This is a genomic window from Mesorhizobium sp. M0306, assembly GCF_040321655.1.
Taxonomy (GTDB): Bacteria; Pseudomonadota; Alphaproteobacteria; order Rhizobiales; family Rhizobiaceae; genus Mesorhizobium.
Map to the genome: position 1 here is coordinate 1 of NZ_JAMYRY010000036.1, position 13,206 is coordinate 13,206.

Sequence of the window (13,206 nt, forward strand, 5' to 3'; positions counted from 1 at the left end):
CCGTCAAGCTCGACGATCCAAGTTTTCCCGCTCCGATCTATGCGAGCCTGGTTGAGACCGACACCGACGGCGAGTTCTCGCTGATCTGGTCTCGCCGCGCCGCAGAATGATCCGAGCTAACACGAAGCCCCGCCGCTCGGCGGGGCTTCGCCAAGTTCGGGTCCGCCACTCGTTGGCACTCCTGTTAGGTGCAGCACGCTACGCTTTGACGAGTGCCTTGCGCGCCTTCCTAGTCGGCGACTTGATTGCCGTTGCGGTTGCTGTCGCTGCTGCCGCACGGGCAGCCCGTTTTGGTTTTTCCGCCGCGGCAGGAGTGGGCGCCACCGCCTTGCGTCCGAGGCCGATTGATTTTGCCAGAGCCGAGCGGGTAGCTGCGTAGTTCGGCGCCACCATCGGGTAATCCGAGGGCAGGCTCCATTTCTGCCGGTATTGGTCAGGGCTCAGATCGTAATGCGTCCCGATATGTCGCTTCAAGGATTTGAATTTCTTTCCATCTTCCAGGCAGATGATGAAATCAGGTGTCACTGATTTCTTGATCGACACCGCCGGCTCCAGCTTGACTGCGGCCGGAGCCACAGGTGTGCCGATCCCTTGCAAAGCGACATAGGTATCCCCAATCAGCTTCGACACCTCGCCGACCGGCAGCGGATTGTTCGACACGTAGGCGGAAACGATGTCGGCGGTAATTGCTACGAGATCATCGTTGTAGTTTCGGTCTGCAGGAACGGTCATCGAGTTTTCCTCTTGTCTAATGGCGCGCGTTGAAACGGATGAGCTGTTTATTGCCAATCAGGCAAACAATTCGTTATTTCCGCCAACAAACCTCATTCGCTGCAAATATCAAGCGGGAAGCTTCGCTTCCATCGTTCTGCCCGGCAGATAAAGTTACTGATCGCGTCGGAGAAGCGGACTTTCCGCTCGCGCGGGGAGGCGCCCAGACCTAGACACACCAGCGCCAGAACGTATTGCTCCTGCACTGCACGATTGAGCGATGAACGTGCGCGCAATTATCGCCGCGACACTCGGCGGCGTGGTTCCCCTCGTCCGCGCCAGTGTGAATTGGATGTTCGAGCGCAGTTCATTTGGAATGCATCGGCGAGCGTTCAGGTGGGCTGTATCTTGTCGGCCAAGGTCGTAGCCGTCGTTCGTGCGGCGTGCCGCAGCACCTAAAGCGGGCCGGAACATAGTCGAGCATCTCGCTAATGCTCTCGCAGATGCTGTGCAGGGTGCCACCGCAATGGCCGAGGACAGGCTGTCGACGTCGATGACCGCGGGCCACGCGCGGCAGTGATCAGGCACCGGTCCGCGCCTTGGTTGCGCCTTTCCGCGTTCACCGCCGGCGTGGAATGATGTTCACTCACTCGCTCGATATCGCTTTCGATGTCCTCCGCGGCAAGCTCGAACTCGTCGGGGTCCATGCGTTTGGAAACCCGAGAAGTGATCCGTCTTCAGCTGCTCCTGGATCACCGTGGCGAGCCCGTCGAGCCCCCTTTGCGCATGCCGGCATGACCGAGCGCCAGATGCACCTACACGCCCGCCTGGACGACGATAATGATGCGGTCTTCTTGCCGCGAGATGCCGCTTGGCTGCATCCGCTTCACTGCCGACGGATGCAAAGATACGCCGCCCGTCGTCCAGTTGGCTGGCAATCATGCCGTCCGGCGGCTGCACGAGATTGCGCAAGGCGGTCACTGCCGGCGATTCGCTTTCCGTCCCGTGGATGAGCTCAACCGTTGCCAGTTGCGGCGCCTTGCGAGCGGTCAGGCCGAACTCGACGAGCCAGCGGAGCACCATGCTGGTGGCGACGCCATGACGACGGCAGCCCTGCGCCACGGCGACGCCGGGCTTCTCCGTCTCCTGCACGATCGGCCGCTTCTGTGCGTCGCTGAACCGGCCGCGGTTCGAGCGGCCGTCCGATCGCGTCAGGCGTCAAGCGGTATTTGCGTCGCGCGCAATTAGCAGCGCTGCTTAGTTGGGCTCGGGCACTCAGATGAAGCAGGGATCGCCAGTCCATTTCGTCGCCGGATTATTTAGGCGATCCCGCCAGATCCGCAACGCATGCGGCGACAGGACGAGCGCCGCAGTATGTTCGGCATGCCCCATGCCGCTCCAGTTCATCACCTCGAATGCATGCTCCAGAATGCCCGCAGAGCGATTGGGCCGCTGTCCGTGCGCCTGCTGTAGCGATAGCGTGGAGGCCTTTTGAGCCGCTTCGGTGGCACCTTCTTGCGCAAACGTGCTGCCTTCTTCCGGTGCAAATTCCCTGCAGCTTTTCCGCACGTTTGCGCAGGTCATCCGCGCTCACCAGATGGCGCATCCACAGCTCGAATGTGGTGATCGAAAGATCGCCCCGGAGACAGTATTCCTGTGCAGCCTGGTTGCCGCGGTACCAGCTCGCGACGTGCGACGACCAGTAAGGACCGTTGGCCTTGGCCAGGAGCGGCGAGCCGCCATCGGAGATCCTCCACATGACGAAGGAAACCCACATGAAGCTCAATTGCACTAGCCGAGTAGGTGCAGGGACCGGGCGCTTACGGAGGGTGGATTAGGACAGCAAGATAAAGCGAGCTGGCGCTCGCCCTCGCTTCGCTCTAAGTGCTTGTCTGCACATTGTTTTTCCAGCGCGTGCCGACGCAACGCAGAAATGACGCGAGGTGCGGGGCTCACGGGCTATGGCTATGCTGTTGATCTAAAAAGTAAAACTGTCGTGCCGCAGCGATGTGCAATCGGCCATTCTACGCCACAGCAAGTCTTTGCGCGCCGTAGCACGCTCTGCGCGCCGGCCATCTTGAAGCGCAAAATCTGACTCCCGATGCTGTCGTCATGGCAGATCGTGACAGCGACAGATTCCAGGTTCGCACCGGCCGGACGCGGCATGGCGGCGCGCCGCTCAATTCGCGGACGCTGCCCTTTGTGCGTCAGGTCGAGATCGCCATCCGCAAGCAGGGCGGCAATCCCAATCGCCTCGGCGCAAGCAGCGGTGCCGGGAAGGGGAGTGGCCGCTTCAACGCCCGCGGCCGCGGCGGCAAGCTGGCAGCAGCGTTACCGAAGGATCGTGGCGGGTGGAAGCAGGACGGCAACGGCATCCGCTTTCGCGCCCGCCGCGTCGTGGTGAAGGGGCGTGTCGTCAAGCTGCCGGGACGAGGCAAGGGGAGTACGCGCGGCCAAAAGTTCGTGACGACCAGCAAGGCCGTCGATGCGCATCTGCGCTATCTCCAGCGCGACGGCGTCACCAGCGACGGCGAGAAGGGGAAGGTATACTCGTCCGTCGACGACCAGGCCGACGGCAAGGCCTTCGTCGAGCGCGGCCGCGGCGACCGGCATCAGTTCCGCTTCATCGTCGCACCGGAGGATGCCGCCGAGATGGAAGACCTGCGCTCCTTCACCCGCGATCTCATGCGACAGATGGAGACCGACCTCAGCACGCGCCTCGACTGGATCGCCGTCGACCACCACAACACCGGTCATCCCCATACCCATGTCCTGGTGCGCGGCATCACCGATGACGGCAAGATCCTGAACATCGCCGGCGACTACATCGCCCATGGCATCCGCCAGAGGGCAACCGAGCTGGTGGAACGGGAACTCGGCTTGCAAAGCGAGCTCGAAGTCGCCCGCAAGCTGGCCAACGAGGTCGGCGCCGAACGGCTGACCCGCCTCGACCGCATGCTCATCGCCGAACAGCAGGAGCACGATGTTGTCGACCTGCGTCCCAATGCGAGCGACCGCTACACCATTTCCAGCAACCGCTATCTGCTGATCGACCGGGCCAAGAGACTGGCGCACTTCGGCCTGGCGAACGAGATCGAGCCCGGCCGATGGGTGGTTTCCGACAGGGCCGAAAGTACTTTGCGAGCGCTTGGTGAGCGCAACGACATCATCAAGACCATGCACCGGGCGCTCGAGGAGCACGGCCTCGCCGAAGAGCGGGGTGCTGCGCAATACGTCATGCACCGGCGGACCATCACCGAGCCGGTCGTCGGCCGCGTGCTCGCCAAGGGTCTTGCCGGCGACGAGATGAGCGATCGGCTGTCGCTCGTCATCGACGGCGTCGACGGGCGTACACACTATGTCGAGACCGCGGATGCGGCAAAGCTCGATGACATCCAGCGCGGCCATATCGTGGTGCTCGATCCGATCCCGCCGAAGCAGGAGCCGCGTGCGGCCGACCGCAACATCAGTGTCGTGGCGGGCGAGGAAGGTATCTATCGTCCGAGCACACACCTGGAGGCGATCCGCGAGACGTTTTTGGAAGAGGGCAAGGACCCGGACGCCTTCGTCCGTTTCCATGTCCGCCGTCTCGAAGCGCTGCGCCGGGCCGGCCATGTCGAACGCATCGACGACGACCACTGGCGCGTTCCAAATGACCTGTCCGAGCGCGGCATCGCCTATGATGCCAATAACCGCGGCAAGGACTTCTCCATCCGCGTGCTTTCGACGCTTGACCTCGACGCGCAGATCGGCAGCGACGGCGCCACCTGGCTCGATCGGGAGCTTGTGGCCAGGACCCCTGTGCCGCTGGTCCGGTCAGGCTTTGGTCTCGACGTCGATAACGCGCTCGACAAACGGGCCGCCCAACTCGTCACGATCGGCCATGCCGAACGCGACGCGGGGAGCGGGACCATTGCCTTCGCGCGCGACCTTGTTGCCACGCTGGAGCGCCAGGAGATCACGCGGGTCGGCAAGGAGATGGCCGCTGCGCGCGGCCTCACCTACGCGCCCGTACAGCCCGGCAACTATGTCGGCGGCACGCTCCTTGGCTCGGTCCGCCTTGCCAGCGGGCGTTTTGCCATGCTGGACGACGGGCTCGGGTTTCAGCTCGTTCCTTGGCAGCCAATGCTCGAGAGGCGCATCGGCCAGCACATCACCGGCCTCGTGCAAAACAGCGGTGACCTTGATTGGAGCTTCGGCAAAAAGCGCGGGCTCGGAATCGGTATGTGAGGGATGCTGGCTCAAATGCCCGCGGGTGGGTGGTCGTACCGCGAGGCCGAGTTCGTCAGCAGCAGTTGGCCAGCGAGCCGTTCACGGAGAACGGATCTTTATCTGAGCCTGAGTTGGCGGGGCGCCGTTTCGTTCATCGAGACCTCGCCGAGGTCATGGTGATCGCTACTGATCTGGTAAGCGACCGCCGGCTCAGTATAAATCTGCCGTAGCCGGGCCATGACTGAAAAGCCTCGCAATCGTGTGCTCAACGACCGTTTATGGTCGCCGCACTCTGACGCCTGGGTGATTGCCATTGGTAAACTCCACGCCTTCGGCCTCAAGAACGGCGCGAATCTTCTCTTGGGTTTCTGCAGAGACGATCGGACCGTTCTTACTATCGCTTTCGCAGCGCTTAATTGTCGGAACCGAAACACCAGCCCGGCGGGCAAGCTCCGCCTGGGCGATACCGATCAACGCGCGGGCTGCCCGCATCTGTCCTGCTGTCACCAAAGTCTATTGATCCCTTTAGATCATTCCTATATGATCCAAAGGTATCAGTGATACCCTTGGGCCGACGGTCCGAGGTGCGGCTAAGCGCGGTGTTGGCGCACCGTGCCCAGCCTGACCACAACCCCAAGCTTCTGAGGAGCTCGGATCATGCGTGATTCCGACAATACCACGACTCTGCCTTGCGTCACCCGCAGGCGGGTGCTTGCAGGCGGGATGATCACGTCCACCGCTTTGGTGCTTGAGAAAAGCGCGCTCGCCGGCAACACAGCGGCAACGAATGTGTTCCCCGACCCAGCGCTGGCGCTTTGGCGGGAATGGGAGACAGCGCACGAGCTGACCGAGCGGCTTTGCCGCAGGCAACAGTGCCTGGAGACGAGGCTTGTCGCAAGCCTCGGCTTTCCCTGTGTGACCATCCACGTGCCCGAGGGTGAGGAGGTGACGGTCCACTCGATGGAGGCGCTCGATGACGTGCTTGGCAAAGAGCCGGGTATGGCGGTTCTCCGCGAGAAGGCCGAGGCTGATTTCGCGGTGCATCAGGCACGCTGGGACGCGGCTGCCGAGGAGACCGGTCACACCGCCGCACTCAGGGCTGAGCGCGAGGCTGGCGATCGGGCGCAGGATCTGCTGGAGGCGTTCTCGACGACGCCCGCCACGACGCTCGCCGGTATGGCGGGCAAGCTCGATGCCGTGTTGCGCGAGGGTGAGGCGTGGGAGGAATGCTCCGAGTTTCCCTGGCCGCAAATCCGCTCGGCGCTCAGCGATCTGGTGCGCATCGCCCAGCAGATGATGCCGGAACAGTTCTTTCACGGCGAACAGCATCCCAAGCTCCGCCCGCGGCGGGCCGGCTGCTGTTTCCGCGCCTGAAAACGAGGATGGAGGCGAGCTATGAAGAACCGTCCAACCCGACTTCCGGCTTCAGCCGAAAATCCCTCAACTTGCAGCGAAGCGTCCGCCTCCCGTCGCCCTTTCAACTGGCAGGGAGTTGGCAACACCGGACGCTCTTGCGGCATCTCACCATCCGGCGGCGAGCGATCCCGATCTGCTGGACGCCTTCAGCCGCAAAGCCGCCTTGGCAAAGTGGACCCTGCCTGAAGCTGCAGAGGCAGCGAAAGCCTTTTGGGGAAAGACGGCCGCGACCGCAGTCGCCTGGTGCGCCGTGTCGGCGTATTGCGACGGGCGGACACAGGAGTACCGATTCTGGTTTCGGGTATTCGCCTATCTTCAAGCGGGTTCGCCCGATTCTAAAGCGGTATCCATGTCTTCCCGATAGGGGAAGTAATGTCCGGCGAGGGAACTGCCTGCCTGTCGAGAGGAAGGCGGACCGAAGTCAGCCCGTCAAAGCCAGAGCCGCCTCGCGGTGGCAGGTGCCGCGCCAGCCTTGACCGGCAGTTTTCGGCCCGGCGGACGCTTCGGACGCAGGCAAGGCTCCGGTACGAGCGATACCACTCCACTCCTCGGGGTGCATTACTCCGGCACTTCGTCGCCCTTGTTCGGCGCCTTCCCTTTGCCCGGACGGGGCTAACTTATAAACGGGGACAACCGGGGAGCAGGTCAAGCGCCTTCTCGGGCGGGTGGCGGCTCCCAGCAAACTTGTTAGGTAGGACCCCTAGCTCGACAATACCGGCTCGCGTCTTCCAGTCACGGCTCCAGTGGCCGTTGCGCCTGCACCAGCCCAGCGGGCTCCTATAGCCATTGCCGGCTCCGGTGGCCACCCACCTCGATCTCCATCGGCCGATCGGCGGTAAAGCCGATCATCTCGCGCAACAGATCGGCATCGGAGCTCTTCTCTACCCGCCCGCAAGTTCGTCATGTCGTAGTTTCATTGGTCGCTCCTTCGAGCCAGGTTGGCCTTCAGCAACCCGACCGTTTCGGGACGCGTCCTTTCGATCTTCTATTTCGGAAACATCGATTACTGACTTGACCGCAGGGCGCTCACGACCGCCCAACACCCGGACGACGAGAAGCTCACCATCGATTTGCAGAAAGCGAATGAGCAGGGATCCAGAATGATTGGCTGGAAAGCGGACTTGACGTAAGATACCGACTGTTCGAATGGGCAAGCAATTGTGGCTCGCCCTAGCGGCATTGGCACAAAAAATAAATGACGTCAATTTAGGAGAGGCAATGAACGCTAATCGTCCGGCATGCATCCTCACGATCGTTGGTGTAACGATCATGAACGCCTCTGCAGTTGTTCTCTCCGCCGAGCGAGAAGTGCTGAAGATCGCAACAGCGCCGAAGGTATTAGAGGCTCTTCAACTTACTCCTGAAACTCGAACAAACCGGGTAGAGCATGTTGCTCCCAATGGCCAGATCATTAGCACCATCGTGCGTAACGATTGGCCGGACGAGGAGGAAGGCAGCGAAATTGGTCTCGAAGCAGTTCTGCCGGCTGCATGTACGCCGGTGCCCCATGACAGCGACGGCGAAACCTTTCGCGGGACGAGCCGGGAGGTTGCCAAGACTCGCATTGCGGAGGCGCCAATTGAAGAGGACAATCTCACAGTCAAGTCGTATCAGGCTTCGCATCCGTCCGACGCTGAGATGCAGGCAGCATTAATCTCCAAGAAATGCGATGAAGTTCGGGTGGAAGCTGAAAACCGGAATGTAACAGTCGCTGCATATCTCGTTGCGGCGAAGAAGGAGGATGACAACGATTACCACTTCATCCTCCAGGATGGCGGGTGCATTAAACCGGAATGCCGTCTAACTGTTGAAATCAGCGGCGTCCCACGACTAGGCTGGAGCAGGCAAAAACTGAGGGCCGCGCGTGAGTATTTCAAGCAGCAGTGGCCACTTTATTCAGGTCATGATGAAGTACCCGGATCAGGGAGTTATCTGCTTTTTGAGACTCCCGTGTTGGTAAGGGTTACGGGGTCGGCATTTTACGACAGCGATCACCCAGTGAATCCTAATTCCGGCACTGGGGCCGTCGGGCCCGAAGGATTGAAACCGGGGTCCGCGTGGGAAATTCATCCTGTGACAAGTTTTGAGATTGATCCGCGTACCGAGCTATCCCTGTTCGCGCTGCTCAATCGTCTCTCTACAGCTGATGACAAATAGGACTGGTCCGTGTTCGGACGGGGAATACTCGTTGTTGTAGCCTTCCTAAGTTTCCTCTCTGACACATTCGGAATGTGCAATCAAACCCTCAGGCCTGCTCAAAATGGCTTGGTTTGTCACAGTGGCGCACAATGCCTCAGGTCGGCGTCACCACCGCGTTCGCTTGCGTGATCGGGAACGACGCATGCTGTAACCAATTGCCTTGCGGATCGCGACCATTCCACCATTGCGTCCACATGGCTAGGTCGTTGCCAGTCCACAGGAGGTCAAGCTGTTCAGGTTCGCGGCTGGTGGCAAAGATCCGCGAATGAGGATGCACGAGGGTGGGCGAAGTCACGTCGAATGGACCAATCCAGTGCGGTTGGGGTGTGTCGTCGCTCCAGTACGCGCTGGCGATGGCGCCATTTGCGTTGCGCCAGAACAAGTCTACTTGCGTAGGAATGCGCGACACGCTTGCAAGATCGCCCCCTGGCGGGACGCTGCCGGGTGGCACAACATTGAAGGCCTCATGCTGGTCCCAGCGGCCTTCGCTGTTGCGGTCGTCCCACCACTGGCTGCGCACCGCTCCGTCGGGTGCCACCCAGAACACATCGAGGTGATGCGAGGTCTTGGCTATTGCCGTCAACGGCGAGTCGGCCCGCGCCGAGCCGGGCGGGGCAATCATGAAGTGACCGTGCTGGTCCCATTGGCCGGACACATTCGAAGCTGACCACCAATGCGTGAATATGGCCCCGTCCGCGCCAATCCAGAACAAGTCAATCTGGTCATTGATCCGCGAGACCGCTACGATCGGCGAGTCGGCGCGTGCCGCGTTGCGTGGTGTCACCGCAAAGCAGGCGTGCTTTTCCCACGCGCCGTCGGCGAAGGCGCCACTCCAGAAGTGTGAGCGAACCGCCCCATCCGCGCCAATCCAAAACAAATCAAGCTGATCAGATACGCGGGAAACCACGGCAAGCTTTCCGGCCGGCGCCGGCACATCGCCGGCCGGCACACCGGGTAGGGCGAATGGCAGATTCCACTCATTGCCGTTGGCGCCGACCGCATGCCACTGCGACCAGACCTGACCGTCGCCGCCGATCCAGAACAGGTCGTTGTTCTCGGAAGTTCGGGCCACGGCCATGATCGGCGAATTGAGACGTACCAAGTTCGGATTGCTCAGCGGAATCGCAAGTCCCCAAATGCCGCGGTTTATGTAGGCATCCCAGTAACTGGCAGCGACCGAGCCGTCGGCCGCAGTCCAGAACACATCGAGTCGGTATATGTCGCGCGAGGCCAGGGCAGTGGCGGTGTGGCGCGGGGCATCCTGGCGGAACTGATAGCGTCGGGGGATCATAGGGTCGCGCATGTCGAGCACCAGCCTTTGTTTCATGTATGGGTTATCGACCGTAACGTAGCCGTTGTGGCCATCGGTGCCGGGCTCGGTATTCATGATGTCGCCGCGCGCCAGCGGCCAATGGTGGATGTTGGAGTCGAAAGCCTGGCCGTTGACGCTAAGGATTCCCCATTGGTATCCGTCGCCGCTAGCATTGGGGTTGAAGTGGATTACACGGCCGTCGGTAGTCGCGTAGACATTTTCGCCTTCCGAGACATAGGTGCGTCCGCCGTTCCTTGTCTTGACCGAGGCAATGAACTGGTTGAAATCCATGCGGTCGGCGGAAATGACCTCGAAAAATCCGAAGTTGCTGGCGTTAATGTATGGCTTGGCCAGGTGCAATGAACCCGATGCCAGAAAGCAGGCACCGGTCGAGCAGTCTTGGATGTGTGCGGCGATGTAGAGGTTGAGGTTATTGTGCCAGTTCGGACTACCGGTGGAGCAGTCAATGAACACCCATGGGCCATCGCGCAGGATCGCTGGCGCCTCGATGGGCGGCTGCGTGCCAGGTGGGTGGTACACGGCCGGATGAGACGGCACTTGGCGGCCGAGAAATGTCGCGGGGATATTGATGTTTAGGCCACAGGCAAAACCCGGCAGCACGCCAGTGTTGATCCGATCGCGCTCAAAGTTGGCACCATCGATGCGGATGAAATCGGCGCGATCGCTGCCTGCCCGCGATGGCATCAACGTGGTCGGTAGTGCGTTGCCGTTGTCCTTATACTTGACGAGCTCGTCAGAATCGAGGTTTCCCGAGCGCAGCCAGATGCCACCAGCCGTAAGCAGGAAGTCGCGCGAGCTTGCATAAATTTCCACGCCGCCAGGAATGCCGCTGAATTCGATACCAAGCGAATCAATGATGGCCTGCAGTTCCGCAGGAATCGGGGCCGGCAGTCGGTCGCCATGGTGGAACTGTTGGTAGTACTCGTTGTGGCTCTTATCGAGCAGTATATCGAGGACGATTTCCGGCACCCGATAGCTAGACAATCCGGCCAGCATGATGTCACTGCGACCACCCCATGCGGCATTGAAGCCGACTTCGGCCAAGCCCTGGGGTACGCCAGCGAGCGCCAAGAAGCGCCACGTCTGCGGCTCACTCTCGTCGTCGTAGAGCAGGGTGTCGCCGACATGTTCGCGCAAGCGCCGGAACGGCGGGACCCGGCGCAGGCCATTGCTCGACACCGCCACTTTGCCCGAGACGTAATCCAGCACCATGCGCGCGGCACGCTTGACCCGGTCATCCCAGGCGTAGTCGTAGAGATTCTGCAGCGCCGCCATGCTGTAGCTCTGATAGGGGCGGGCGTTGTACTCCCAGAAGTCGAACTGCAGGAACCGCTGCAGATGATGCAGCATCCAGGTGTTCATGCCGTTGGTTTCGTTGTCGTAGTTAAGTTGTTGCACCAAACCTTCGATAATCTGCGCGCGCAGCGAGCCCCCGATCGCACCCGGCAGGTCGGCGTCCACCTCCTTACGCAGCGCATCCACGTCCTTCCACACGCCGCGCTGCCACTGGTCTAGGGCCAGCAGTTGGTTGGTGAGGTAGCGCGACGTCTCGATCATCAGGACGTGGTTTTCGGTCTCCCACGGGTCAGAAGCAAGCGCACCGGCCGCGCCGCCGATGTTGACGTGGTCGGCGTTCGCCGGCCGCGACCCGCGCGTGTTCAGCAGGTCGTTGAGCACGTGGGCAGCCACCTCCGGCCGCAACTTGGTCCGATGGCGATACATGATTACCACCAGGCCCTTGAGCACGGTGTCCCACTCGCCGGTGCGCTTGGCGATCGGGATGATGAAATCAACATCGGCACTAGTGCCGGTCTTGGCACGCACTTGGGTGCGCAGCAGGGCATCATTGACGGCGACGATATTGTCAATGGTCAGTACATCCCAACCTGAATCGGGCAAGAACGCTGGCAACACTGGACCACGATGTGTGTTAGCAGGCGAACTACCGCCGAGCTCCAGCCGAGCTATCGCGTTGTTGACCGAGCCGTCACCGTCGATCTCGCCCCCGATCCAGTCGCCTGGATACTGCAACGTCGCCTCGAACGCCACGGCGACGTTCGCCCGAGCCCGAAACAGGGACTCCTCATTGGAGTCGAATGGCGTTAGCGCAGTTGGAATCCCGTTGAAGTTGATGACATTGCCGCCCATGTATGCCCTCGCTTGTGGAAAGGCGGCGGCGGCCGTCTGCTCAGGGCCAACGCCTAATGCTCATTTGTGCGGACTGTCAACGGAGGTCGGATTCCAGTGTGTCAGTTTGAATTTTAACCTTTGACACCCTTGACGCTCTGGCTGTCAATCACCCAGCGGATTGCGACGCCCCCCGCCCCGGGCAAAAGTGCTTGCGGGTGGTGTCGGTCCACATGTGATCCTCCGTCGATGTTTCGCAACACCGGCTGAATCACAAAATGCTGATATCACCCAACTTCTTTTTCGGTCAGGCTCTCACCAATAGCTTCCAGACAGGCTGCCGATCGTTGCACGAATCGCGCAGGCGACTGTTGCGTGCAGTCTCCAGGTCCGACTGGTCATAGCCAACGGTGGCGACAAAACGGTAGCGGTATGCGCCGTGCTGAGGGCGCCGCAAGTGGCCGACCAGAAGGACCGGCCCCTCCTGCATTCCGATGACGCGATGTGTCGCCGTCACGTCGTCGGCCAGCGAACTCAGCGGGTTCTGAACCGCGATCGCCTTGAGACCGCGCTTCGTCAGAAGCGGAATGACCTTTGCCCAACAGGAGCCGTCTGCAAACGCCCATGGACCAGCACTATGGTTTTGATTGCCAAGTCGATGTCTCCCTTTTTCAGTGAGGAGCGTAGCGTAGTCGAAGGTCGGCACGAAATCATCGCGCTTCACAAGCAAAACAAATTGCTTGATCCGCAATGCAGTTGACGCTGACTCAGGAACTTATATGCCATCATCCCCGAGCATCATGTGCGGCCAGCGCACGGGCGACAGTCCGCTGTGTCGAACTCGTGACGGCCGCACCGCAGCTGCCAACTCGGTATCCCAGGTCCGCCACCGCAAGTGGCGTACGCTGCCGGCTCCCTCGACGATGCTCTGTATTACCAGTCGCGGCATCAGCGTGAATCATCCGGAGCCCGCCTCGACGAGATTTTTCCGGGTGTCAGGCTTCTGCTTCGGACCCCGTCGGCCTGGATGATATTTCATGGCAAAGCCCCATTGACTAACTACACAGCGACGGACGCAGATGGATGCTGCCGGCCAGCGGCATCACCAGCCTCAGGCCGGCGAAACCGATGCGTGGGGAACAAGCGTGACAAACAGAGCTAGACGGCGTATGTTGACATAAAGATGTCTTTATGTGACTTGAGTGCGA

General features: G+C 61.0%; 11 protein-coding genes and 1 pseudogene. 5 read left to right on the forward strand and 7 right to left on the reverse strand.

Translation table 11 applies throughout. The features are described from left to right. Positions 1-110: DUF736 family protein (locus tag NKI95_RS29885; RefSeq protein ID WP_352721420.1), on the forward strand; the 110-nt coding region annotated here is incomplete at its 5' end. An 88-nt stretch (positions 111-198) separates the two neighbouring features. Here the strand turns inward: NKI95_RS29885 and NKI95_RS29890 are convergent. From NKI95_RS29890 to NKI95_RS29900, 3 genes are all read right to left on the reverse strand, one after another. Further along, positions 199-732, reverse strand: coding sequence for a Ros/MucR family transcriptional regulator (locus NKI95_RS29890; RefSeq protein ID WP_352721343.1), 534 nt, complete (start codon positions 730-732; stop codon positions 199-201). 621 nt (positions 733-1,353) lie between these two features. Next, a complete protein-coding gene (locus NKI95_RS29895; RefSeq protein WP_352721422.1) occupies positions 1,354-1,926 on the reverse strand; it encodes a transposase in 573 nt (190 codons plus the stop codon). Between the two features lie 60 nt (positions 1,927-1,986). Continuing rightward, positions 1,987-2,295 (reverse strand): hypothetical protein, encoded by a 309-nt coding sequence (locus NKI95_RS29900; protein ID WP_352721344.1) that lies wholly within the window; start codon positions 2,293-2,295, stop codon positions 1,987-1,989. 528 nt (positions 2,296-2,823) lie between these two features. Between NKI95_RS29900 and NKI95_RS29905 the strand changes: the two genes are divergently transcribed. Beyond that, complete coding sequence (locus NKI95_RS29905; RefSeq protein ID WP_352721345.1) at positions 2,824-4,941, forward strand: DUF3363 domain-containing protein; 2,118 nt, start codon at positions 2,824-2,826, stop codon at positions 4,939-4,941. A gap of 258 nt (positions 4,942-5,199) precedes the next feature. Here NKI95_RS29905 and NKI95_RS29910 read toward each other — a convergent pair whose 3' ends face one another. Beyond that, positions 5,200-5,415, reverse strand: coding sequence for a helix-turn-helix domain-containing protein (locus tag NKI95_RS29910; protein WP_352721346.1), 216 nt, complete (start codon positions 5,413-5,415; stop codon positions 5,200-5,202). Positions 5,416-5,580: 165 nt separating this feature from the next. Between NKI95_RS29910 and NKI95_RS29915 the strand changes: the two genes are divergently transcribed. After that, positions 5,581-6,297 (forward strand): hypothetical protein, encoded by a 717-nt coding sequence (locus tag NKI95_RS29915; RefSeq protein ID WP_352721348.1) that lies wholly within the window; start codon positions 5,581-5,583, stop codon positions 6,295-6,297. 118 nt (positions 6,298-6,415) lie between these two features. Beyond that, a complete protein-coding gene (locus NKI95_RS34550; protein ID WP_502909281.1) occupies positions 6,416-6,703 on the forward strand; it encodes a Y4oE-related protein in 288 nt (95 codons plus the stop codon). A 298-nt stretch (positions 6,704-7,001) separates the two neighbouring features. On the opposite strand, the pseudogene NKI95_RS29920 reads toward NKI95_RS34550, so the two are convergent. Then, positions 7,002-7,243: pseudogene (locus NKI95_RS29920) on the reverse strand (transposase); the annotation flags it as partial. Positions 7,244-7,485: 242 nt separating this feature from the next. Here NKI95_RS29920 and NKI95_RS29925 point away from each other — a divergent pair. Next, a complete protein-coding gene (locus NKI95_RS29925) occupies positions 7,486-8,496 on the forward strand; it encodes a hypothetical protein (protein WP_352721350.1) in 1,011 nt (336 codons plus the stop codon). 136 nt (positions 8,497-8,632) lie between these two features. On the opposite strand, the gene NKI95_RS29930 is transcribed toward NKI95_RS29925, so the two are convergent. Together NKI95_RS29930 and NKI95_RS29935 are read right to left on the reverse strand one after the other, a co-directional pair. Continuing rightward, positions 8,633-12,019 carry a PLL family lectin gene (locus NKI95_RS29930; RefSeq protein ID WP_352721352.1) on the reverse strand — a complete coding sequence of 1,129 codons (3,387 nt, stop codon included), beginning with the start codon at positions 12,017-12,019 and terminating at the stop codon, positions 8,633-8,635. 286 nt (positions 12,020-12,305) lie between these two features. After that, positions 12,306-12,749 (reverse strand): hypothetical protein, encoded by a 444-nt coding sequence (locus tag NKI95_RS29935; protein WP_352721353.1) that lies wholly within the window; start codon positions 12,747-12,749, stop codon positions 12,306-12,308. Between the last annotated feature and the right edge of the window lie 457 nt (positions 12,750-13,206).